The organism is Nocardioides ginsengisegetis (genome assembly GCF_014138045.1).
Taxonomy (GTDB): domain Bacteria; phylum Actinomycetota; class Actinomycetes; order Propionibacteriales; family Nocardioidaceae; genus Nocardioides; species Nocardioides ginsengisegetis.
Genome location: NZ_JACGXA010000001.1, coordinates 3721702 through 3743229, shown reverse-complemented (window position 1 = coordinate 3743229; position 21528 = coordinate 3721702). Strand labels below are relative to the sequence as shown.

Sequence of the window (21528 nt, the reverse complement as noted above, 5' to 3'; positions counted from 1 at the left end):
CCGACGCAGGGCCCGATCCTCAGAGGTCGGCCGGCTCGATGAAGGCCGTCGTGACCCAGTGGGCGAGGGCGAAGGTGAGCACCGAGAACACCGGGATGACGATGATCATCCACCAGTTGAAGAGCACGTCGACGAGGAACAGCAGCGCGAGGACGGCCAGCAGGCCGACGGCCAGGAAGCTGGTGCTCCCGGGGTCGGTCACCCCGAACGCCCGCAGCAGCAGCGACCCCAGGAAGACCATCGCGATCATGATCGCGAGGAGCAGCAGGAAGCCGGGGCCGCCGCACGAGGACGTGCCCTTGGCGACCTCGCAGAGGTGCAGCGAGGCCCAGGTCAGCCCGACGGTGATGACGCCGACCAGGAGGCCGGTGAGGACCGCGGCGGTCATCCCGCCGACGGCCGGCAGCGTACGGCGGGGCGCGCGGGCGCGGCGGACGCCCGGCGCGGGTTCCGACTCCGGCTCCGGCACCGGTGCTGGCACCGGCGCGGTCACCGGGGCGGGCTCGGGTGCGGGCTCCGGCTCGAAGATCGTCGTGGGCGTCTCGTCGTGCGTCTCGGGCGGTGCGTCAGCGGGTGCGGACTTCCTGCGCCGCCGGCGGCCGAACCCCAGCGAGGGCAGCTCCAGCGACGGTCCGCCGTTTCCCTGATCCTCTTCAGCCATGGCCGTGAGTTTGCCAGATGCTCCCGTCGTCGCGGTGTGACCGTCCCGGAAATGCGTGAGGGGCCGGATCCTGGTGGATCCGGCCCCTCACGGCCTCGGGAGAGACCTGCTGTCGGGCTGACAGGATTTGAACCTGCGGCCTCCTCGTCCCGAACGAGGCGCGCTACCAAGCTGCGCCACAGCCCGAACATGGACCGGATCGACTCGATCCGCCCACGAGCAAGGGAGCATACCCGAGCCCGGACGGGCTCTTGAAATCGGCCCGATCCCTCGGGACGGAGGGGCTCAGGACCGCCGCGCCGTCAGCGTCAGGAGCGTCGCCTCGGGGCGGCAGGCCACCCGGATCCGGGCGTAGGGGCTGGTGCCCAGACCGGCCGACACGTGCAGCCACGCCGACCCGGGGTCGCCGTCGCGGGAGTCGGCCGGGTGCCGGTGCAGGCCCTTGGCGCGGGCCGGCTCGAGGTCGCAGTTGGTGGTCAGTGCGCCGACCCCCGGCAGGCAGACCTGGCCGCCGTGGGTGTGCCCGGCGATGATCGCGTCGTACCCGTCGGCGGCGAAGGCATCCAGGACCCGCAGGTAGGGCGCGTGGGCGACCGCGAGGCGTACGTTGGCGGTCGGGTCGGCCGGCCCGCGCACCTCCTCGAGCCGGTCGTAGTCGAGGTGGGGGTCGTCGACACCCGCGAAGGCGAACGTCGTGCCCTCGACCTCGAGGGCCCCGTGCCGGTTGGTCAGGTCGAGCCAGCCGGCGTCGGTGAACGTCGAGCGGAGCTCGCGCCACGGCAGCTGGGGGGTGTGGGTGTTGCGCTTGCCGTCGTCGGGCAGCAGGTAGCGCAGCGGGTTGCGCAGGCTGGGCGCGAAGTAGTCGTTGGACCCGAACACGAACACGCCCGGCACGTCGAGCAGCGGTCCGAGCGAGTCGCGGACCACCGGCACGGACGCCATGTGGGCGAGGTTGTCGCCGGTGTTGACCACCAGGTCGGGCTCCAGGCCGGCCAGGCCCCGCAGCCACTCCTGCTTGCGGGTCTGGCCGGGCGTCATGTGCACGTCGCTGAGGTGCAGCACCCGCAGCGGCCGGTGGCCGGGAGGGAGCAGCGGCACCGAGACGTTCCGCAGCGTGTAGGCACGCGCCTCCCACGCGGCGTACGTCGTGAGGCCGGCGCCCGCGACCACGCCGGCGGCGGCGAGGCCGCGGAGGGTGCGCAGGACGGGGGAGGGGCTCACCTCGGCAAGGCTGCCACAATGACGTGCATGAGTGCTCTGAAGGACCGTCTCCGCGCCGACCTGACCGCCGCCATCAAGGCGCGTGACGAGGTGCGTTCCTCCACGCTGCGGATGGTCCTGACCGCGATCACCAACGCCGAGGTCGCCGGCAAGGAGGCCCGCGAGCTCAGCGACGACGACGTCATCGGCGTGCTCTCCAGCGAGGGCAAGAAGCGCCGCGAGGCGGCCACCGCCTTCGAGGACGGCGGCCGCGCCGAGATGGCGGCCAAGGAGAAGGCCGAGGCCGAGGTGATCGCCGACTACCTGCCCGAGCAGCTCTCGGCCGACGACATCGCCACCCTCGTGACCGCCGCGATCGCCCAGGTCGGCGCGGCCGGCGAGGGCATGAAGGCGATGGGCAAGGTGATGGGCGTCGTCACCCCGCAGGTCAAGGGGCGTGCCGACGGCGGCGTCGTCGCCGCGGAGGTACGCCGCCAGCTCGCCTGAGGCAGGCTCAGCGGTGCTTGCCGCCGTGCTTGCCCCCGCCACCGTGGTGGTGGCCCGGCGGCTTCGGCGGAGGCGGCGGGCTGCCGGTCGACTGGTAGATCGTCACCGTCTCGCCGCTGCTCGACTCGGACCCGCCGGCCGGGTAGGTGTAGGCCACGGTGTCCTTGGAGTACGTCGAGGGCCGGTAGCCACCCAGGACGTAGGTGAACCCGGCGGCCTCGATCGCCGCCTCGGCCGAGCCGATGTCGTAGCCGTTGACGTCGGGGACCGTGGCCATGACGCCGGCGACGTCGTCGGGCGAGGGCTGGATGAAGTCGTCGTTGGGCAGGGTGTCGTCCACGACGTGCATGGCCTCGGCCCACATCGGGCCGGCAAAGCCTGAGCCGGTGGCGGTGTAGACGTAGTTGCCGCCGACGTACTGGCCGGCGAGCTTGAGCGGCCGGCCCAGCTGGTCGGCACCGGCGATCATGCCCGCGGTCGCGATGTGGGGGGTGTAGCCCACGAACCACACGGACTTGCCGTCCTGGGAGGTTCCGGTCTTGGCCGCCGACGGCACCGTCAGGTTGGTGTGGCCGACGTCGTAGCCGAAGCCGCCCGGCTCCTGGACGCCGCGCAGGACGTCGCTGACGGCGTCGGCGGTGCTCTGCGGCATCACCTGCTGGCACTGGCTCGGGAACTCCTTGATGGTGTTGCCACCGGAGTCCTCGATCGCGGTGATCGGGCGGGCGTCGCAGTGGAGACCGCGCGCACCGAACGTCGCGTAGGCCTCCGCCATCTCGAGCGGGCTGGCGTTGTCGACACCCAGGGTGAAGGTCGGCACGCGCTCGGCGCCGTTGCCGTACTGGTCGCCCTTGGGGTCGGTCAGGTCCACGCCCATCTCGCGGGCCAGCTTGAACGGCTCGCACACGCCGGTGAGCGCCTCGAGCTGGAGGTAGAAGGTGTTGACCGACTTCTGGGTGCCCCGGTAGACGTCCATGACGCCGTCGACGGTGGAGTTGCTGACGTCGAAGGTGCCGGCGAACGGCGGCTCGTTGGGACAGTTGGCGTAGTCGGCCTGGTCGAAGGTCATCGTGTGCTGGGCGTTGAAGGTCTTGGACAGCGGGATGCCCTGATTGATGGCGGCCGCCAGCACGAAGGCCTTGAACGTCGAGCCGGCCTGGAAGCCGGCGGAGTCGCCGTACTTCTGGGGGACGACGTAGTTGAGGTAGGTCTGGCCGGCCTTCCGGTCGCCGCCCATCGGGCGGGACTGGGAGATCGCCTTCACGTCGCCGGTGCCGGGCTCGATCATGGCGAGCGCGCCGATGGCCTGGTCGGTCGGGAAGACGTGCGAGCGGACCGACGCGTCGGCGGCGTCCTGGTCGCGCAGGTCGACGGTGGTGCGGATGGTCAGGCCGCCGGAGTAGAGCAGGCTCTTGCGGTCCTTGACCGAGCGACCCAGCGAGGGGTCGTGGAGGAGCTTGTTGACGACGTAGTCGCAGAAGAACGGCGCCCGTGAGAAGACGCAGCCGTTCTTCGAGGGGATGACGTGCAGGCCGAGCTTCTGCTTCTTGGTCTTGGCGGCCTTCTCGTGGCTGATCACGTTGAGCTCGGCCATCCGGTCGAGCACGACGTTGCGGCGCTCGATCGCCCGGTCGGGGGAGTTGGTCGGGTCGTAGCCGGTGGGGTTCTTCACCAGGCCGGCCAGCACGGCGGACTGCCGGAGGTTGAGGTCCTTGGCGTTGACGCCGAAGTAGTGCCGGGCGGCGGCCTGGATGCCGTAGGCGCCGTCGCCGAAGTAGGCGATGTTGAGGTAGCGCTCGAGGATCCAGTCCTTGGAGTAGTGCTGCTCGAAGGCGATGGCGTAGCGCAGCTCGCGCAGCTTGCGCGCGTAGGTGTCGTCGGTCGCCTCCTTCATCTCCTTCTTGGTCTTCGCCTGGCTCAGCAGCGTCAGCTTGACCATCTGCTGGGTGATGGAGGAGCCACCCTGGACCACGCCGCTGCTGGCCTGGTTGGTGATGAGGGCGCGCAGCGTGCCCTTCAGGTCGAGGGCGCCGTGCTGGTAGAAGCGGTAGTCCTCGATCGCGACGATCGCCTTGACCATGGTCCGCGAGATCTGGTCGAGCGGGACGTTGATGCGGTTCTCGTCGTAGAGCGAGGCGATCACGTTGCCCTGGGAGTCGACGATGCGCGTCTTCTGGGCCAGCGCCTCGGTCTTCAGCTCGGCCGGCAGCGCGTCCATGGTGGTCGCGACGTTGCGGGCCCCGATGCCGATCACGCCCGCGAAGGGGATGGCCAGCCCGGCCACGACGACGCCCATCACGACGGCGACGGCGAGCATGACGCCCAGGTGGGAGGCGATGCGGCCGGCGGAGAGACGCTCGTTGCGGGGCACGGACATGCGCTCCAGAGTACGGGAGCGCCGGAGCCCCAACCTAGTCGTGATCACATCGAACTAGTCACTTCGGACTACGAGATTTGAGTCGAAGAGGTCTGCCTGTCTGCTCGCCCCTCGCCTAACTTCTTTACTTGAGGGGACTCTCCCGGATCGCACGTCATGGGGACGTGAACCGATCCCGGACGATGTGGGGACATCATCATGTGGGTAGAAGATTGGACGCCGGCCGCTGCGTGCCGCCAGGCGCAGCCGGACCAGCTGTTCGTGCGTGGTGCGGAGCAGAACAAGGCCAAGCAGCTGTGCGCGGGTTGCCCCGTGCGCACCGAGTGCCTCGCTGAGGCCCTTGACAACCAGATCGAGTGGGGCGTCTGGGGAGGGATGACCGAGCGCGAGCGCCGGGCACTTCTCCGTCGTCGCCCGGCCGCCTCGTGGCGAGCGGTCCTCGAGGCCGCCCGCGAGCAGGGCAGCCCGGTCACCGCCAAGTCCGGCGCGCTGCACGTCTGACGAGCTCGCCCCGCGGTGACGCGGGGCGAGCTCGTCTCAGGCCTGCTCGCCTGCCAGGAGTGCGCCCACGCGGCGCAGCCCCGACAGGTCGTGCACGTCTCCGGCGAGCGCCGGCACCACCGCCGTGGGCACCTCCGGGTGCGCCGCGGCGAACCGGTCGCGCAGCAGCGCCTCCCGCTCGACCATCCGGGTCTGGTCGGCGTGCAGCCGCAGCAGGCCTGCCGTCAGCGACCCTTCCTCCGCCTTGCGGAGCCGCGCGGAGGCCGCCATCGCCTCGTCGGCCGACAGGGCGCCCTCGGGCTCGGGGCTGGCGCGGTTGACCACCAGCCCGGCCAGCGGCATGCCGTCCTCGCTCAGGCGCTCGACGAAGTACGCCGCCTCGCGCAGCGCGTCCGGCTCGGGTGCGGCCACGACCAGGAACGCCGTGCCGTCGGCCTGCAGCAGCTCGAAGGTCTTCTGGGCCCGCTGGCGGAAACCGCCGAAGAGGGTGTCGAAGGCCGCCACGAAGGTCTGCATGTCCCGCAGCACCTGCGCCCCGAGGATCTTGGTGAGCGCGTTGGTGATCAGGCTCAGTCCCGCCGTCATCACCTTGGCCGGTCCGCGTGCCGGCGCCAGCAGCAGCCGGATGAACTTGCCGTCCAGGAAGCTGGAGAGCCGCTCGGGCGCGTCGAGGAAGTCGAGGGCCGAGCGCGACGGCGGGGTGTCGACGACGATCAGGTCGTAGGTGCCGGTGCGCTGGGCCTCCTGGTGGATCTGGCCCAGCTTCTCCATCGCCATGTACTCCTGCGTGCCCGCGAACGAGCTCGACAGCGCGATGTAGAAGGGGTTCTCCAGGATCTGCTTCGCCTTCTCCGGCGTGGCCTGGCTCTCCACCACCTCGTCGAAGGTGCGCTTCATGTCCAGCATCATCGCGTCGAGCCCGCCGCCGGCCGCGGCGTCGACGCCGACCACCGGCCGCGGGGTGTTGTCGAGCGCCTCGATCCCCATCGACTGCGCCAGACGTCGGGCCGGGTCGATGGTCAGCACGACCACCTTGCGGCCGCGCTCGGCGGCACGCAGGGCCAGGGCCGCGGACGTCGTGGTCTTGCCGACCCCGCCGGACCCGCAGCACACGATGATCCCGGTGTGCGGGTCGTCGAGGAGCGCGTCCACGTCGAGGTGGCCGGCTCGCGAGTCGGACTGCGGCCCGCGGCGCGCGTGGGAGTGGGTGGGGCTCATGCCATGCCCTGCCTCTTCAGCTCGGCGGCGAGCTCGTAGAGCGCGCCCAGGTCGACGCCGCCCGCCAGGCGCGGGAGCTCGTACGACGGCACGTCGAGCCCGGCCACGATCTCGCGCTGCGTGTCCTCCAGGGACCGGCGCTCGGCGTGGTCGGCCGCCTCCGACAGCAGCCCCTCGACCAGGTCGTCGCCGTCCTCGACGCCGGCCTGCTTGAGGTCGGCGCGGACCTGCTCGGCGTCGATCCGGCCCTCGCGTGCCGCCGCGAGGTCGTCGGCGTCGAGGTCGCGGGGCCGGACCAGGTTGACCACCACCCCGCCGACGGGGAGCCCCGCCCGGCGCAGCTCGTCGATGCCGTCGGAGGTCTCCTGGACCGGCATCTCCTCCAGGACCGTCACCAGGTGGACGGCGGTGCGGGGGGAGCGGAAGAGCGTCATGACGGTGTCGGCCTGGCTCTTGACGGGTCCGACCTTCGCGAGCCCGGCCAGCTCGTTGTTGACGTTGAGGAACTGCGTGATCCGGCCGGTCGGCGGCGCGTCCAGCACGACGGCGTCGTACTGGGTCGCCTTCTTGTTGCGGCTGTTGCGCTGGGCGGCCTCGAAGACCTTGCCGGTCAGCAGCACGTCGCGCACGCCAGGAGCGATCGTGGTGGCGAACTCGATGACGCCGAAGCGATCCAGGGCCCGGCCGGCCCGGCCGAGCTTGTAGTACATCGAGAGGTACTCCAGCAGCGCCGACTCGGCGTCGATGTGCAGCGCGTGCAGCGTGCCGGGGGTGCCGTCGGGTCCCTTGAGGCCGGTCGCGAGGCGGCGCTCCTCGTAGGGCAGCGGATCGACGTCGAACATCCGGGCGATGCCCTGGCGCCCCTCGACCTCGCACAGCAGCACGTTCCTGCCGTGGGAGGCCAGGGCCAGGGCGAGGGCAGCGGCGACGGTGGACTTGCCGGTCCCGCCCTTGCCCGTGACGACGTGGAGGCGCACCTTCGGCCAGTCGGACATGTGTCGCAGCGTAGGCGGTCGTCGTCTGGAGTGTGAGTGGCAGCCATACGGGAGTGACCGGCGTCATGACTAGGATCGCCGGAGTCGAACAGGGAGGAACCGGCGTGGACAAGGTCGTGGGCAGTGCTGCCGAGGCGGTCGCCGACATCGCGAGCGGATCGACGCTCTCGGTCGGTGGCTTCGGGCTCTGCGGGATTCCGTCGGTGCTGATCGAGGCGATCCTCGACAGTGGCGCGAGTGACCTCGAGGCGGTGTCGAACAACTGCGGTGTCGACGACTGGGGGCTGGGCCGGCTGCTGATGGCCAAGCGGCTGCGGCGGATGGTCTCCTCCTACGTCGGGGAGAACAAGGAGTTCGCGCGGCAGTACCTCCACGGCGAGCTCGAGGTCGAGCTGACGCCGCAGGGGACGCTCGCTGAGCGGATGCGGGCCGGCGGCTCGGGCATCCCGGCGTTCTTCACCGCGACCGGCGGCGGCACCCAGGTCGCCGAGGGCGGCCTGCCCTGGAAGTACGACGCCGACGGCAACGTCATCGTCTCCTCGCCACCGAAGGAGACCCGTGACTTCGGGGGCCGTGAGTACGTCCTGGAGGAGGCCATCGTGGCCGACTTCGGACTGGTGCGGGCCTGGAAGGGCGACCGCCACGGCAACCTCGTCTACCGCGACTCCGCGCGCAACTTCAACCCGCTCGCCGCGATGTGCGGTCGGGTCACGATCGCGGAGGTCGAGGAGCTCGTCGAGCCCGGCGAGCTGGACCCCAACCACGTGCACACCCCCGGCGTCTTCGTGCAGCGGGTGGTCGCGCTGACCCCCGAGCAGGCCGCCGACAAGCGGATCGAGAAGCGCACCGTGCGACCGCGGACCGAGGAGCAGGCATGAGCTGGACGCGTGAGGAGATGGCCGCCCGGGCGGCCTCGGAGCTGACCGACGGCTCCTACGTCAACCTCGGCATCGGGCTGCCGACGCTGGTGCCCAACTACGTCGCCGACGACGTCGAGCTGGTGCTGCAGTCCGAGAACGGCATCCTCGGCGTGGGCGCCTATCCGCTCGAGGGCGAGGAGGACGCCGACCTGATCAACGCCGGCAAGGAGACCGTCACGCTGCGGCGCGGGGCGTCGTTCTTCGACTCGGCCACGTCGTTCGGGATGATCCGCGGCGGCAAGATCGACGCCGCGATCCTGGGCGCCATGCAGGTCTCGGCCGGCGGCGACATCGCCAACTGGATGATCCCCGGCAAGATGGTCAAGGGCATGGGCGGCGCGATGGACCTGGTCCACGGCGCCAAGCGGGTGATCGTGCTGATGGAGCACGTCGCCAAGGACGGCACCTACAAGATCGTCAACGAGTGCTCGCTGCCCTACACCGGCCGCGCGGTCGTCGAGCGGATCATCACCGACCTCGCGGTGATCGACGTACTCCCCGACGGCGGAGGGCTCAAGCTCGTCGAGCTGGCCCCCGGCGTCACCGAGGACGAGGTCCGGGAGAAGACCGAGCCCGAGCTCGCCTGAGGCCCGCGGGAGGCGTGCAGGACCGGTCGGATCGCCCGAGTAGGGTGCCGGGCATGACCAAATGGGAGTACCTGACGGCGCCGATCCTGACGCACGCCGCGAAGCAGATCCTCGACAACTTCGGCTCCGACGGGTGGGAGCTGGTGCAGATCGCGCCGGGCATGAACCCCGAGAACCTCGTCGGCTACTTCAAGCGTCCGCTGGAAGGGTGAACACCATGAGCACTCCCGAGGAGCGCCTGGCCGCGATCGGCCTGTCCGTGCCCGAGGTGGCCAAGCCGGTCGCCGTCTACGTGCCCGCCGTCCGCAGCGGCAACTACGTCTTCACCTCCGGCCAGCTGCCGATGAAGTCGGGCGAGCTCATGGTCACCGGCAAGGTCGGCGGCGAGGTCACCCAGGAGGAGGCCGTCGCCTGCGCCCAGCAGTGCGCGCTCAACGCGATCGCCGCCGTGAAGGCCGAGATCGGCGACCTGTCGCTGGTCAAGCGCATCGTCAAGGTCGTCGCCTTCGTCGCGTCCACGCCGGACTTCACCGGCCAGCCGCAGGTCGCCAACGGTGCCTCCGAGCTGTTCGGTGCGGCCTTCGGTGACGTCGGCGTCCACGCCCGCTCGGCGGTCGGAGTCCCGGTCCTGCCGCTCGACGCCCCGGTCGAGGTCGAGATCATGGTCGAGGTCTGAGCGACCCGTGCAGCGCATCCCGCTCCCGCAGCAGCTCGTCGACCAGGCCGCGGCGTACGCCGACGGGACGGCGACGCCCGCCGAGCCGCGCGACGCCGCGACCGTGGTCCTGCTCCGGCCCTCGTCCGAGGGACCCTCGGTCTACCTGCTGCGCCGGCAGGCGTCGATGGCGTTCGCCGCGGGGATGTGCGTCTTTCCCGGTGGTGGCGTCGACCCGCGCGACTTCGACCACTCGGTCGCCTGGGCAGGCCCGACGCCTGCGGAGTGGGCGGGGCGGCTGGGGGTCGACGAGCCGAAGGCACGGGCGCTGGTCTGCGCCGCGGTCCGCGAGACCTTCGAGGAGTCCGGGGTGCTGCTGGCCGGCACCGCCGACGAGATCGTCGCCGACACCACCGGCGATGACTGGGAGGCCGACCGCCTCGCGCTGGAGGCCCGGGAGCTGGCGTTCACCGAGTTCCTGGACCGGCGCGGACTGGTGCTGCGCACCGACCTCCTCGGCGTCTGGGCCGGCTGGCTGACGCCCGTCTTCGAGCCGAAGCGCTACCGCACGTGGTTCTTCACCGCGCTGCTGCCCGAGGGTCAGGTGACCCGGGACGTCTCCACGGAGTCGTCCTCGGTCACGTGGCTGCCGGCCATGTCGGCCGTCTCCGCGGTGGAGTCCGGCGACATGTTCATGATGCCGCCGACGTACCTCACCTGCCTGGAGGTGGCACAGTTCGCCGAGCCCGCGGGCGTGCTCGCGGAGGCGTCCGGCCGTGGGGTCGAGATGTTCATGCCCGAGGTGGTCTCGGACGGCGAGGAGTTCGTGCTGTCCGTGCCGGAGCGGTGCGCCGGGTTGCTGGCCTCGCGATGACCTGGTCCGGGGGGACGTTCGGCGAGCGGGGCGCGTGCGTCCTGGCGCCCAACGCCGACATGATGACCCTCGACGGCACCAACACGTGGGTGCTGCGCGAGCCCGACGCCCGGCGCTCGATCGTGGTCGACCCCGGACCCTCGATCCTGTCCCACCTCGACGCGGTGGCCGAGACCGCCGGTGAGGTCGGCATGGTGCTGCTCACCCACCACCACGCCGACCACTCCGAGGCGGCCCGCGAGTTCGCGGAGCGGATGGGCTGTGGCGTGCGCGCCCTGGACCCGGCCTACCGGCTCGGCTCCGAGGGCCTGGCCGACGGCGATGTCGTCGCGCTCGACGGTCTCGAGGTGCACGTCGTCGGCACGCCCGGCCACACGGCCGACTCGCTGTCGTTCCTCCTGCCCGCCGAGCGGGTGGTCCTCACCGGTGACACCGTGCTGGGCCGCGGCACCACGGTCGTGGCGCACCCCGACGGGCGGCTCGGCGCCTACCTCGACTCGCTCGACCGGCTGCACGCGCTCGCCGCCGAGCACGAGCTCGCCGCCATCTGGCCCGGACACGGGCCGGTCATCGACGACGCCCTGGGCGCGCTCGACTACTACATCGCGCACCGACGGGAGCGGCTGGCGCAGGTCGAGGCCGCGGTCGCGACCCTGGGCGGGGGCGAGGAGCCGCTCACCGACGACGAGCTGCCCCGACGCGTGGTCGAGATCGTCTACCAGGACGTCGACCAGGTGCTGTGGGGCGCCGCCGAGCTGTCCGTGCGGGCCCAGCTGGCCCACCTCCAAGGTTGAATCGGGACTTTCTGCCACTCGAGTCGGTACTTCCCGTCAGATGAGTCGGGATCTGTGGCCGTCGACGGGCCATGAGCCGTCCACAGGTGGACCTCGATACGTGGGTCCCCACAGGGTGGGGGAGGACGGACGCGCGAGGACCCGCTCGACGTCGAAGGTCGTCGGATGGAGAGCATCTGGCCCGACCAACCCTTTACCCTCGCTGCAATCCGGGAGCGGAGGCTCCGGCCCTCGGACGTACGCCGGGGACTGCGCCGCGGCGAGCTCAGCTCGCCCCTGCGCGGGGTCTACCTCCGCTCGGACCTGCCGGACACGTTCGAGCTGCGGGTGGCGGCGGTCGCGCAGGTCGTCACGCCCCATCACGTCGTCACCGACCGCACGGCCGCGTGGCTGCATGGTGTCGACGTCCACTCCTTCGCTGAGCACGACGTCCCGCTCCCGGTCGAGGTGTGCGCGCTGCGCTGGCACGAGCCGACATCGCTGCCCGGCGTCGACGGCTGGACCCGGGACCTCGCGCCGGACGACGTGATGACGGTCCAGGGTCTGCACGTCACCACCCCGTTGCGCACCGCGCTCGATCTAGGCTGCTGTCTGCGGCGCCGTGAGGCCTTCGGCGCGATGGTCGCCCTGGCGCACGAGCACGGACTGACCCGGGCCCAGCTCCTCCAGGAGCTTGCGCGCCGCTACCGCCGCCGGCGAGGCGTGATCCAGGCACGGCGGCTGGCGGCGCTGGTCGACCCGCGGATGGAATCGCAGCGGGAGGCCTGGGTGTTCCTCGAGATCGCCGAGGCCGGGCTGGCCCTGCCTGAGCCGCAAGTGTGGATCGAGGTCGACGGCGTGCCCACGTTCCGGCTCGACTTCGCCTATCGCCGCGCGCGGGTGGCGGTGGAGTACGACGGTGAGGAGGCGCACGAGGGCAGCGACCAGCGCGAGTACGACGAGCGCCGTCGCGCCTGGCTGCGCGCCCACGGGTGGACCGTCATCGTCGTACGTGCCGGTGACTTCACCGGGGACGCACTGACCCACTGGCTCCAGCAGGTCAGCGAGGCCCTGCGGTCGTCGTACACCACCCGGAGATGGTGACCGGAACTACCGACTCGAGTGACGAGAGGTCCCGATTCGACTCAGCGGGCGCGGCGGGCCAGTCGCTCGACGTCCATGATCACGACCGAGCGGGGCTCGAGGCGCAGCCAGCCGCGCGACGCGAAGTCGGCCAGCGCCTTGTTGACGGTCTCGCGGGAGGCGCCGACCAGCTGGGCGAGCTCCTCCTGCGTGAGGTCGTGGTGGACGTGGACGCCGTCGTCTGCGGTGCGGCCGAAGCGGTCGGCGAGGTCGAGCAGCGCCTTGGCCACGCGGCCGGGCACGTCGGAGAAGACCAGGTCGGCGACGACGTCGTTGGCCTTGCGGAGGCGACCGGCCAGCTGGGCGAGGAGGCCACGCGCCACGACGGGACGGCCCTCGAGCCAGCGGAGCAGGTCCTCGTGGGAGAGCGAGGCGAAGGACGCGTCGGTGACGGCGGTGACGGTGGCCGAGCGCGGGCCGGGGTCGAAGAGCGAGAGCTCGCCGAACATCTGGCCGGGGCCGAGGATCGCGAGGAGGTTCTCGCGGCCGTCGGAGGAGGTGCGGCCGAGCTTCACCTTGCCGTCGAGGACGACGTACAGCTTGTCGCCGGAGTCGCCCTCGTGGAAGAGCACGTCGCCGCGACGGAGCCGGCTCTCGGTCATGGAGGACCGCAGGGCGGTGGCAGCCTCGTCGTCGAGCGCGCTGAACAGCGGCGCCTGACGCAGTACGTCGTTGTCCACGGGTCCTCCTTGTGACGGTGCCGCCCCACACGGGCGCCGCGCTGATCCTAACCAGTGCAATAGGTCACAGGAACAACCGCGTGCGGGGAGTCGGTCCTCGGGACGGTCCCGGCAGGTGGCCGAGCACCTGACGAAGGGGTCGGTGGTGCGCCGTACGCTGGGGCTCGTGCCCGCCGCCGAAACCAGGACCGGGATGGTCCGCCGCGCCCGGAAGATCGACCGGGTGCTGGCCGAGACCTATCCCGACGCACGCTGCGAGCTCGACTTCGACAACCCCTTCGAGCTGCTCGTGGTCACCGTCCTCTCGGCCCAGACGACCGACAAGCGGGTCAACGCCGTCCGGCCGACGCTCTTCGCGGCCTACCCCGACCCCGAGTCGATGGCGGCAGCCGAGCGGGACAAGCTCGAGCAGATCGTGGGCCCGCTCGGCTTCTTCCGGGCCAAGACCGAGTCGCTGCTCAAGCTCAGCCAGGCCCTCGTCGAGCGGTACGACGGGCAGGTGCCCGGCCGGCTCGAGGACCTCGTGACACTGCCGGGGGTGGGCCGCAAGACCGCCAACGTCGTGCTCGGCAACGCCTTCGACGTCCCCGGCATCACCGTCGACACCCACTTCGGCCGCCTCGTGCGCCGCTTCGGCTGGACCGTGGAGACCGACCCGGTCAAGGTCGAGCACGCGATCGGCGAGCTGTTCCCCAAGCGGGACTGGACGATGCTCAGCCACCACCTGATCTGGCACGGCCGCCGGATCTGCCACGCCCGCAACCCCGCCTGCGGGGCCTGCCCGGTCGCCCGCTGGTGCCCGGCCTACGGTGAGGGGCCGGTCGACCCGGTCGCGGCGGCCAAGCTCGTGAAGACCGAGGGCCGCGCATGAGACGGAGCCTGACGGCGCTCGTGTCGGTGCTCATGGTCGCCGGGCTGGTGGTCCTGGCGGGCTGCACCGCGCCCGAGAAGGCCACGACGAGCCCGAGCGCGTCCAGCGTCGACGTCGACACCCCCACGCTGCGCGACATGCGCAGGGCCGCGGGCGTCGAGCCGTGCGCCGACGGCGGTGCCACGGCGGTCGACGGTGGCCTCCCCGCGCTGACCCTGCCCTGCCTCGGCGGCGGGCCCGACGTGGACCTGTCCTCGCTCAAGGGTCCGCTGGTGGTCAACCTCTGGCAGGCCTTCTGCGGGCCGTGCCGCGAGGAGATGCCCGCCCTGCAGGCGTTCTACGCCGACCACGGCGACCAGGTGGGGGTCGTCGGGATCGACTACCAGGACGTCCAGCCCGAGGCCGCCCTCCAGCTGGTGAAGAAGACCGGCGTGACCTACCCGCTCGTGGCCGACCCGGGCGGCGACCTCAACGGCAACGGCGCGTTCCCGCGCGTCCGCGGCCTGCCCTACCTGGCGTTCGTCGACGCCGACGGCTCGCTCGCCTGGGTCGGGGCCGGCGGCGTCTCCTCGGAGCAGGAGCTGGTGGACCTCGTCCACGAGCACCTCGGGATCGACCTGTGAGCCCCGCGCTCCCGGACTGGCTGCGGCCGGTCGAGGCGGCCGCCGCATCGATCACGGTCCACGACCTCACGCGCTTCATGCCGCCCGACGACCACGACGGCCGCTACGGGGCGGTGCTGATGCTCTTCGGCGAGGGGCAGCGGGGCCCCGACCTGCTGCTCACCGAGCGCGCCCACCACATGCGCTCCCACCCCGGGCAGGTGTCCTTCCCCGGCGGCACGATCGACGAGGGGGAGACCCCGGTCGAGGCCGCCCTGCGGGAGGCCTGGGAGGAGACCGGGCTCGACCCCGACGGGGTGGAGGTCTTCGCCGACCTGCCCGAGCTGTGGCTGCCGCCCAGCAACTTCGCGGTCACACCGGTGCTGGGGTGGTGGCGTGAGCCCACCGAGGTCCGGGTCGTCGACCCCGACGAGGTGCACGCCGTCTACCGCGTGCCGATCAGCGAGCTGGTCGACCCGACCCACCGGATCGCCGTACGCCACCCCGGTGGCTGGGTCGGTCCGGGCTTCCTGATCGGGGAGGACAAGGACGTCATCCTCTGGGGCTTCACCGCCGGCATCATCGCGCGGCTCTTCGAGTTCCTCGGCTGGACACGGGACATCGAGGACGCCCCCGTCCGTGACCTTCCGGGCTACATGCTGCAGGGTGATCCCCCGAGACGGGACTTCAAGCCCAACACCAGATTCGAGGATCGCCGGTGAACCTGCTCGACTGGTTGTTGGTCGTGCTCGTCCTGGCCTACGCCCTCTCGGGCTACTGGCAGGGTTTCGTGACCGGCGCGTTCGCCACCGGGGGGCTGCTGCTCGGCGGCCTCTTCGGCGTGTGGCTGGCCCCGGTCGCACTCGGCAACGCCACGCCGTCCCTGCTGGTGTCCCTCGGGGCGCTGTTCATCGTGATCCTGTCGGCCTCGCTGGGCCAGGCGGTGCTGCAGTTCGTCGGCGCCAAGATCCGCGACCGGATCACCTGGCAGCCGATCCGGGCGATCGACGCCGTGGGCGGTGCTGCGCTGTCGGCGGTCGCGGTGCTGCTCGTCGCGTGGGCGCTGGGTGTCGCCGTGTCCGGCACCCGCATCGGCGGCATCACCCCGCTGGTCCGCAACTCGGTGGTGCTCGCCGAGGTCGACCGGGCGCTGCCCTCGTCGGCGGGCGGCGTGCTCCAGGCCTTCAACAACGTCGTCGGCACCAGCTTCTTCCCCCGCTACCTCGAGCCCTTCGCGCCCGAGCGGATCGTCGAGGTCGGTCCCGGCCCCCAGCGGCTGCTCAAGGACCCCGACGTCGAGAACGCCGGGCCCAGCGTGCTCAAGGTGCGCGGCACCAACGTGTGCGGCCGCGGGGTCGAGGGCACCGGATTCCTCTACGCCAACGACCGCCTGATGACCAACGCCCACGTCGTGGCCGGCGTCCGCCACCCCGAGGTCGAGCTCGACGACGGCTCCGTGCCCGCGCAGGTCGTCTACTACAACCCCGACATCGACGTGGCCGTGCTGTCCTTCGACGACGGGGGCGTCTCGCCGCTGTCCTTCGACGACACCGCCAAGGAGCGCGACGGCGTGGCGATCCTGGGCTACCCCCAGGACGGCCCGTACGACGTGGAGCCGGGCCGCATCCGCTCCGAGCAGCGGCTCCGGTCGCCCAACATCTACGGCGACGGCACCGTGATCCGCGAGGTGTTCTCGCTGCGCGGGCTGGTGCGCCCCGGCAACTCCGGGGGGCCGATCGTGTCGTCGGCCGGCAACGTGGTCGGCGTGGTCTTCGCCGCCTCCGTCACCGACTCCCAGACCGGCTACGCGCTGACGGCCGACCAGGTCGCCAAGAGTGCCGAGGCCGGGAAGGCCAGCGACACCGAGGTGTCGACCGGCGACTGCGCCAGCTGAGCCCGGGGCTCAGCTGGGCTCAGGAACGGCCCTTGAGGGCGGCGGGGATCTGCCGGCCCTGCTGGATCGCCTTCTCCGGCGGGCCGACCTTCTTGAGCTTCTTCACGCCGACGAACACCAGCAGGCCCGCGACGAGCAGGTAGAAGCCGAAGACGATCAGGAAGGCCCAGTGCAGGGCCAGGCCGTGGCCGTTCCAGTTGATGAAGTAGGCGATCGACACCGAGAGCATGATGATCGCCAGCACGGCCAGGAACCCGGCCGCCGCGAACAGCCCGACACCGAGTCCACCGTTGCGGACGCTCACCTTGAGCTCGGACTTGGCCAGCTCGATCTCCTTGGAGATCAGGGTGGAGATGTCACGGCTGGCATCGGTGACCAGACGACCGATGGTCGGGTCGCCTGCCTGGGGCGTGGCTGCCTTGACCGGTTCGTTGCTCAACGTGTGTCCCTCGTCTCGGCCGGATGGCTTGCAGGCCAGACCCTACCCAACAGCTCGGCGGAGGTCAGTCTCAGGCGGGGGCGGTGAACGTCGCGGTCAGCGCGTCCGCCTCGTCGGGGTCGGCGATGACCAGGACGACGTCGCCCGCGCGCAGCTCGCTGTCGCCCCGCACGGGCAGCAGGCGGCCGTCGCGCACGACCAGGCTGAGCCAGGCGTCCTCGGGCAGGCAGTCGAGGTCGTCGATGCGCCGTCCGTCGGCCGGTGAGCCCGGGGTGACGGTGAGCTGGTGGGCGCTCTCGGGCTCGTCGGCGAGGCGCACGCCCAGCGCCCAGGGCTGCGGCTCGGCCGTGCGCATCGGCAGGTGCAGCCAGCCGGCCACCGACGGCACGAGGCTGCCCTGGACGAGCACGGAGAAGAGCACGACCACGACGACGATCGCGTAGAGCCGCTCGGCGCCTGCCACGTGGTCGGCCAGGATGAACGAGCCGAGCAGGATCGGGACGGCTCCCTTGAGCCCGGCGAACAGGACGAAGGCCCGCTCGTTGCGTTCCAGCCGGGCGGGCAGCAGGCACAGGCCGACGAACACCGGCCGGACCACGAAGGCCAGCACCGCCGCGATCGCGACGCCCGGCACCCACACGTCGAGGCGGGTGAGCTCGGCCAGGTCGACGGTCAGTCCGAGCACGACGAAGGCCACGATCTCGCCGAGGCTGGCGAGCGCCGAGTGGAACCGCTCGATCTCCCGCTTGTACGGCGCCCTCGCGTCACCGAGCAGGATGCCGGCGACGAAGACCGCGAGGAACCCGGAGCCGTGCGCGAGGGTGGCTGCGCCGTACAGAACCAGGACGCCGGCGGCCGTGCGCAGGGCGTAGAGCCCCTCGCTGGGCAGCGGCACCGCGCGCATGAACCACAGCAGCGCCCGTCCGCCGACCACGCCGACCAGCGCGCCGACCCCCATCTGCAGGGTGAACTCGGCGGCGATGTGCACGAAGGCTCCGCCACTGACCCCGCCGGCCGCGATCAGGCTGGCCATGAGGGCGATGCCGACGGGGTCGTTGGCGCCGGACTCGCCCTCCAGGATGGTGCCGCTGCGGCCCGAGACCTCGCGCTGGCCCAGCACCGAGAAGACGACCGCCGGGTCGGTCGGGGAGATCGCGGTCGCGATCAGCAGCGACGGGAACCAGTCGAGCCCGACGGCGGCGTGGATGAAGACCGCGATCGCGCCGGCAGTCAGGAACGTGCCGAGCACCCCGATGACCAGGATCGGAACGGCGGCTTCGCGGACCCGCCGAGCGCCCATGTGCAGGCCGCCGTTGAACAGGATGCAGACCAGCGCCACGGTGACCAGCCGCTCGACGGTCCGCTCCGGCGGCTGGTGCACGGCGGGGATGGCCTGCACCGCGACGGCGGCCGCGACCAGGACCAGCAGGGGAGCGGGGATCTTGATCCGCTCGGTGAGGCGGTTGGACAGCAGCGCCAGGATCCCGACCGCTGCGACGAGCAGGACCTGGCTGGCGAATTCGGCGGTGTCGGACATCGAGCTCCGTCGGGTAGGCATGACAAGGACATGCCGACCAGGCTTCCCGGCGCTCCGCAGCCCAGCCTATCGCCGACCGGTCGGTCAGTCCTCGTTGCTGGAGCCGATGCCCTGCGAGATCAGGTTCATCACCGAGGAGTCGGCCAGCGTGGTGACGTCGCCGACCTCGCGGTGCTCGGCGACGTCCTTGAGCAGGCGGCGCATGATCTTGCCCGAGCGGGTCTTGGGCAGCTCGGGGACGATCATGATCTGGCGCGGCTTGGCGATCGCGCCGATCTCCTTCTGCACGTGGCGGCGCAGCTCCTCGACGATGTCCTCGCCGCCGTCGCCGGCGGAGTCGCGCAGGATCACGAACGCACAGACCGCCTGGCCGGTCGTCTCGTCGGCCGCGCCGACCACGGCCGCCTCGGCGACCTTGGGGTGGGAGACCAGCGCGGACTCGATCTCGGTGGTCGAGAGCCGGTGGCCGGAGACGTTCATGACGTCGTCGACGCGGCCGAGCAGCCAGATGGCGCCGTCCTCGTCGCGCTTGGCGCCGTCGCCGGCGAAGTAGAAGCCCTTGCCCCCCACCTTGGACCCCGGGAAGCGCGACCAGTAGGTCTCCTTGAAGCGGTCGTCGTCGCCCCAGATGGTGCGCAGCATGGCCGGCCACGGCTCCTTGACGACGAGGTAGCCGCCGGAGCCGTTGGGGACGGACTCGCCGGCCTCGTCGACCACGTCGGCCTCGATGCCGGGCAGCGGCCGCATCGCCGAGCCGGGCTTGCCGGCGGTCACGCCGGGCAGCGGGGAGATCAGGATCTGGCCGGTCTCGGTCTGCCACCAGGTGTCCACGATCGGGCAGCGCTCGCCGCCGATGACCTCGCGGTACCACATGTAGGCCTCGGGGTTGATCGACTCACCCACCGACCCCAGCAGCCGGATCGAGGACAGGTCGCGCTCGTCGGGGATCTCGCGACCCTGCTTCATGAACGTCCGGATCGCGGTGGGGGCGGTGTAGAAGATGGTGACGCCGTACTCGGCGACGATGTCCCACCAGCGGCCCTTGTTCGGGGCGTCGGGGGTGCCCTCGTACATCACCTGGGTCGCGCCGTTGGCGAGCGGTCCGTAGACGAGGTAGGAGTGGCCGGTGACCCAGCCGACGTCGGCGGTGCACCAGTAGACGTCGGTGTCGGGCTTGAGGTCGAAGACGGCGTGGTGGGTGTACGACGTGCCGGTGAGGTAGCCGCCCGTGGTGTGCAGGATGCCCTTGGGCTTGCCGGTGGTGCCGGAGGTGTACATGACGTAGAGCGGGTGCTCGGCGTCGAAGGGCTCCCAGGCGTGCTCGGTCGAGGCGCTGCCGACGGCGTCGTGCCACCACACGTCGACGGCGTCGTCCCAGCCGTGCTCGCCGAGGTCCTGGCCGGTGCGCCGCACGACCAGCACGTGCTCGACGTCGAAGCCCTCGGAGGAGGTCTTGGCCCGGGCCTCGTCGACGGCCGGCTTGAGGGCGGAGGGGGCGCCGCGTCGGTAGCCGCCGTCGGCGGTCACGACGACCTTGGCCTGGCAGTCGACCAGCCGCGAGGCGAGCGCGTCGGAGGAGAAGCCGCCGAAGACCACGGTGTGCGGGGCGCCGATCCGGGCACAGGCCAGCATCGCCACGACGGTCTCGGGGATCATCGGCATGTAGATCGCGACCCGGTCGCCGGCCTCGACGCCGAGCGCGGTCAGCGCGTTGGCCGCCTGGCAGACCTCGCGCTGGAGGTCGGCGTAGGTGATGGTCCGCTTGTCCTCGATGGGCTCGCCGACCCAGTGCAGGGCGACCTTGTCGCCGCGGCCGGCCTCGACGTGCCGGTCCACGCAGTTGTACGTCGCGTTCAGCTTCCCGCCGGTGAACCACTTCGCGAACGGCGGGTTGTCCCAGTCCAGGACCCGGTCCCACTTCTCGGCCCAGTCGAGGCGCTCCGCAGCCGCGGCCCAGAAGGCCTCCCGGTCCGACGCGGCCCGGTCATAGGCCTCGGCCGTGACGTTCGCGTGGGCCGCGAGCTCGGCCGGCGGCTCGAACGTCCGGTCCTCACGGCTCAGGTTGGACAGGGTCCCACCTTCGATGGACTCAGTGCTCACGACAACTCCCTCAACAGCTTCCTGTGGTGACTCACGCCACCCTAGGACCTGTGCCGGTGGCGGCGTCCAGCCTGCCCCCGCAGGGGTTGCCGGGAGGTTGCGATCCTCAGCGGAAGTCGATGAGCAGCATGTCGGTGTCCGTGCCGTCCGAGACCTCGCCCTCCGGGGCGGGGTCGCCGGCGTCGCCGGGCCCCCCGGGAGCGGCGGGACCGTCGGGGTCCTCGGCGGCGCCGGGGCGCGGCTGGTCGATCACCGTGGCCCGGAAGCAGCTCACGACGTAGGGCAGCTGCATGCCGTCCATGCCCCGGCCGTAGTCGTCGTAGAACGCCAGCACCTCGGCCAGCTTGGCCTCGCGCTCCTCCGGCGGCAGCACCGCGACGTTGGAGCGGCTGAGCACCAGGTCCTGGATGGAGTCGCGGTCGACGATCTGCCACGACTTGAACGCCATGTCCTCGACGAACCCGAACAGCGCCGACTGCACGATCGGCTCGGCGGGCTCGCGGAGCTGGTCCTGGGTGCCGATCAGGTGGCCGAGCTTGCGGACCCAGGGGATCCGCTCGTCGCGCTGGTTCCACACGACGGCCAGCCGGCCGCCGGGCTTGAGGACCCGGGCGATCTCGGGCAGGGCGCGGTCCAGGTCGAACCAGTGGAAGGCCTGGGCGGAGACCACCACGTCGACCGAGCGGTCGCCGAGCGGGATCTCCTCGGCCCCGGCGATCGACGTACGGACGTCGGGGAGGTGGCGACCCAGCACGGCGAGCATCGCCGGGTCCGGGTCGGTGGCGTGCACGTCGTGCCCGAGCGCGACGAGCTGCTCGGTGAGCTTGCCGGTGCCGGCGCCCAGCTCGAGGACGGTGACCGGCTGCTCGCCGACCAGCCAGGCCGCCGCCTCAGGGGGGTACGTCGGCCGCCCGCGGTCGTAGGCCTCGGCCACGGAGCCGAAGGATCGCGCCCAGGCGGCGTTGTCGTCACTCATCATCGGCAGGCTACCGGC

Annotated in this window: 23 protein-coding genes and 1 tRNA gene; 13 read left to right on the top strand and 11 right to left on the bottom strand. The window is 71.5% G+C overall.

All coding sequences use genetic code 11. The features are described 5' to 3' along the window. Nucleotides 1-19 precede the first annotated feature (19 nt). From FB382_RS21855 to FB382_RS18115, 3 genes are all read right to left on the bottom strand, one after another. Nucleotides 20-661: a hypothetical protein gene (locus FB382_RS21855; protein WP_220481412.1), complete on the bottom strand. Its 642-nt coding sequence runs from the start codon at nt 659-661 to the stop codon at nt 20-22. A 112-nt stretch (nt 662-773) separates the two neighbouring features. Continuing rightward, nucleotides 774-847, bottom strand: a tRNA-Pro gene (locus FB382_RS18120). A gap of 99 nt (nt 848-946) precedes the next feature. After that, nucleotides 947-1882 (bottom strand): metallophosphoesterase, encoded by a 936-nt coding sequence (locus FB382_RS18115; RefSeq protein WP_182541071.1) that lies wholly within the window; start codon nt 1880-1882, stop codon nt 947-949. Between the two features lie 27 nt (nt 1883-1909). Here FB382_RS18115 and FB382_RS18110 point away from each other — a divergent pair, with 27 nt between their 5' ends. Further along, nucleotides 1910-2368: a GatB/YqeY domain-containing protein gene (locus FB382_RS18110; protein WP_182541070.1), complete on the top strand. Its 459-nt coding sequence runs from the start codon at nt 1910-1912 to the stop codon at nt 2366-2368. Between the two features lie 7 nt (nt 2369-2375). Here FB382_RS18110 and FB382_RS18105 read toward each other — a convergent pair whose 3' ends face one another. Further along, nucleotides 2376-4745, bottom strand: a complete 2370-nt coding sequence (locus FB382_RS18105; protein ID WP_182541069.1) for a penicillin-binding protein — start codon at nt 4743-4745, stop codon at nt 2376-2378. 198 nt (nt 4746-4943) lie between these two features. Here FB382_RS18105 and FB382_RS18100 point away from each other — a divergent pair, with 198 nt between their 5' ends. Further along, on the top strand, nt 4944-5246 hold the full coding sequence (locus FB382_RS18100; protein WP_125036761.1) for a WhiB family transcriptional regulator: 303 nt from the start codon (nt 4944-4946) through the stop codon (nt 5244-5246). A 36-nt stretch (nt 5247-5282) separates the two neighbouring features. Here the strand turns inward: FB382_RS18100 and bagB are convergent, their stop codons facing one another. Continuing rightward, nucleotides 5283-6464 carry an ArsA family ATPase gene (bagB, locus tag FB382_RS18095; RefSeq protein WP_182541068.1) on the bottom strand — a complete coding sequence of 394 codons (1182 nt, stop codon included), beginning with the start codon at nt 6462-6464 and terminating at the stop codon, nt 5283-5285. After that, nucleotides 6461-7468 (bottom strand): ATPase BagA, encoded by a 1008-nt coding sequence (gene bagA / locus FB382_RS18090; RefSeq protein WP_425490136.1) that lies wholly within the window; start codon nt 7466-7468, stop codon nt 6461-6463. The genes bagB and bagA overlap by 4 nt, the downstream gene beginning before the upstream one ends. Nucleotides 7469-7563: 95 nt before the next feature. Here bagA and FB382_RS18085 point away from each other — a divergent pair, with 95 nt between their 5' ends. The 7 genes from FB382_RS18085 (at nt 7564) to FB382_RS18055 (ending at nt 12372) form a co-directional block, all read left to right on the top strand. After that, nucleotides 7564-8337, top strand: a complete 774-nt coding sequence (locus FB382_RS18085; protein ID WP_125036758.1) for a CoA transferase subunit A — start codon at nt 7564-7566, stop codon at nt 8335-8337. Then, nucleotides 8334-8966: a 3-oxoacid CoA-transferase subunit B gene (locus FB382_RS18080; protein WP_182541066.1), complete on the top strand. Its 633-nt coding sequence runs from the start codon at nt 8334-8336 to the stop codon at nt 8964-8966. The genes FB382_RS18085 and FB382_RS18080 overlap by 4 nt, the downstream gene beginning before the upstream one ends. Nucleotides 8967-9019: 53 nt before the next feature. Next, nucleotides 9020-9178, top strand: a complete 159-nt coding sequence (gene sp36 / locus FB382_RS18075; protein ID WP_167880347.1) for a Sp36 family protein — start codon at nt 9020-9022, stop codon at nt 9176-9178. Nucleotides 9179-9183: 5 nt separating this feature from the next. Next, the gene (locus FB382_RS18070; protein WP_182541065.1) at nt 9184-9642 is read left to right on the top strand and encodes a RidA family protein; all 459 of its coding nucleotides are present in this window, start codon (nt 9184-9186) and stop codon (nt 9640-9642) included. A 7-nt stretch (nt 9643-9649) separates the two neighbouring features. After that, nucleotides 9650-10495, top strand: a complete 846-nt coding sequence (locus FB382_RS18065) for an NUDIX hydrolase (RefSeq protein ID WP_182541064.1) — start codon at nt 9650-9652, stop codon at nt 10493-10495. Next, nucleotides 10492-11289, top strand: a complete 798-nt coding sequence (locus FB382_RS18060) for an MBL fold metallo-hydrolase (RefSeq protein WP_182541063.1) — start codon at nt 10492-10494, stop codon at nt 11287-11289. The genes FB382_RS18065 and FB382_RS18060 overlap by 4 nt, the downstream gene beginning before the upstream one ends. Before the next feature lie 165 nt (nt 11290-11454). After that, the gene (locus tag FB382_RS18055) at nt 11455-12372 is read left to right on the top strand and encodes a DUF559 domain-containing protein (RefSeq protein ID WP_182541062.1); all 918 of its coding nucleotides are present in this window, start codon (nt 11455-11457) and stop codon (nt 12370-12372) included. 41 nt (nt 12373-12413) lie between these two features. Here FB382_RS18055 and FB382_RS18050 read toward each other — a convergent pair whose 3' ends face one another. Further along, nucleotides 12414-13091 carry a Crp/Fnr family transcriptional regulator gene (locus FB382_RS18050; RefSeq protein WP_125036752.1) on the bottom strand — a complete coding sequence of 226 codons (678 nt, stop codon included), beginning with the start codon at nt 13089-13091 and terminating at the stop codon, nt 12414-12416. A gap of 193 nt (nt 13092-13284) precedes the next feature. On the opposite strand from FB382_RS18050, the gene nth reads away from it, so the two are divergent. From nth to FB382_RS18030, 4 genes are read left to right on the top strand one after another with little or no spacing between them, the layout of a single operon-like run. After that, complete coding sequence (gene nth / locus FB382_RS18045; RefSeq protein WP_182541617.1) at nt 13285-13962, top strand: endonuclease III; 678 nt, start codon at nt 13285-13287, stop codon at nt 13960-13962. Beyond that, nucleotides 13959-14585, top strand: coding sequence for a TlpA family protein disulfide reductase (locus tag FB382_RS18040; RefSeq protein WP_182541061.1), 627 nt, complete (start codon nt 13959-13961; stop codon nt 14583-14585). Before nth ends, FB382_RS18040 begins: the two co-directional genes overlap by 4 nt. After that, entirely contained in the window at nt 14582-15286 is a 705-nt protein-coding gene (locus FB382_RS18035; protein ID WP_343055661.1) for an NUDIX hydrolase, read from the top strand. The genes FB382_RS18040 and FB382_RS18035 overlap by 4 nt, the downstream gene beginning before the upstream one ends. Beyond that, nucleotides 15283-16458: a MarP family serine protease gene (locus tag FB382_RS18030; protein ID WP_182541060.1), complete on the top strand. Its 1176-nt coding sequence runs from the start codon at nt 15283-15285 to the stop codon at nt 16456-16458. The genes FB382_RS18035 and FB382_RS18030 overlap by 4 nt, the downstream gene beginning before the upstream one ends. Before the next feature lie 19 nt (nt 16459-16477). Here FB382_RS18030 and FB382_RS18025 read toward each other — a convergent pair whose 3' ends face one another. The 4 genes from FB382_RS18025 to FB382_RS18010 form a co-directional block, all read right to left on the bottom strand. Then, nucleotides 16478-16897 (bottom strand): phage holin family protein, encoded by a 420-nt coding sequence (locus FB382_RS18025; RefSeq protein ID WP_182541059.1) that lies wholly within the window; start codon nt 16895-16897, stop codon nt 16478-16480. A gap of 70 nt (nt 16898-16967) precedes the next feature. Continuing rightward, a complete protein-coding gene (locus tag FB382_RS18020) occupies nt 16968-18434 on the bottom strand; it encodes a cation:proton antiporter domain-containing protein (RefSeq protein ID WP_182541058.1) in 1467 nt (488 codons plus the stop codon). 84 nt (nt 18435-18518) lie between these two features. After that, the gene (gene acs, locus FB382_RS18015; protein WP_343055660.1) at nt 18519-20534 is read right to left on the bottom strand and encodes an acetate--CoA ligase; all 2016 of its coding nucleotides are present in this window, start codon (nt 20532-20534) and stop codon (nt 18519-18521) included. Between the two features lie 106 nt (nt 20535-20640). Then, nucleotides 20641-21510 carry a class I SAM-dependent methyltransferase gene (locus FB382_RS18010; RefSeq protein WP_182541057.1) on the bottom strand — a complete coding sequence of 290 codons (870 nt, stop codon included), beginning with the start codon at nt 21508-21510 and terminating at the stop codon, nt 20641-20643. Nucleotides 21511-21528 lie beyond the last annotated feature (18 nt).

Bases quoted from the DNA above. Each gene is read 5' to 3' on its own strand.
- sp36 (WP_167880347.1), top strand. From the start codon at position 9,020: ATGACCAAATGGGAGTACCTGACGGCGCCGATCCTGACGCACGCCGCG.
- FB382_RS18080 (WP_182541066.1), top strand. From the start codon at position 8,334: ATGAGCTGGACGCGTGAGGAGATGGCCGCCCGGGCGGCCTCGGAGCTG.
- FB382_RS18020 (WP_182541058.1), bottom strand. From the start codon at position 18,434: ATGTCCGACACCGCCGAATTCGCCAGCCAGGTCCTGCTCGTCGCAGCG.
- FB382_RS18040 (WP_182541061.1), top strand. From the start codon at position 13,959: ATGAGACGGAGCCTGACGGCGCTCGTGTCGGTGCTCATGGTCGCCGGG.
- FB382_RS18055 (WP_182541062.1), top strand. From the start codon at position 11,455: ATGGAGAGCATCTGGCCCGACCAACCCTTTACCCTCGCTGCAATCCGG.
- FB382_RS18100 (WP_125036761.1), top strand. From the start codon at position 4,944: ATGTGGGTAGAAGATTGGACGCCGGCCGCTGCGTGCCGCCAGGCGCAG.
- FB382_RS18105 (WP_182541069.1), bottom strand. From the start codon at position 4,745: ATGTCCGTGCCCCGCAACGAGCGTCTCTCCGCCGGCCGCATCGCCTCC.
- FB382_RS21855 (WP_220481412.1), bottom strand. From the start codon at position 661: ATGGCTGAAGAGGATCAGGGAAACGGCGGACCGTCGCTGGAGCTGCCC.
- bagB (WP_182541068.1), bottom strand. From the start codon at position 6,464: ATGAGCCCCACCCACTCCCACGCGCGCCGCGGGCCGCAGTCCGACTCG.
- FB382_RS18070 (WP_182541065.1), top strand. From the start codon at position 9,184: ATGAGCACTCCCGAGGAGCGCCTGGCCGCGATCGGCCTGTCCGTGCCC.
- FB382_RS18060 (WP_182541063.1), top strand. From the start codon at position 10,492: ATGACCTGGTCCGGGGGGACGTTCGGCGAGCGGGGCGCGTGCGTCCTG.
- FB382_RS18010 (WP_182541057.1), bottom strand. From the start codon at position 21,510: ATGAGTGACGACAACGCCGCCTGGGCGCGATCCTTCGGCTCCGTGGCC.
- FB382_RS18110 (WP_182541070.1), top strand. From the start codon at position 1,910: ATGAGTGCTCTGAAGGACCGTCTCCGCGCCGACCTGACCGCCGCCATC.
- nth (WP_182541617.1), top strand. From the start codon at position 13,285: ATGGTCCGCCGCGCCCGGAAGATCGACCGGGTGCTGGCCGAGACCTAT.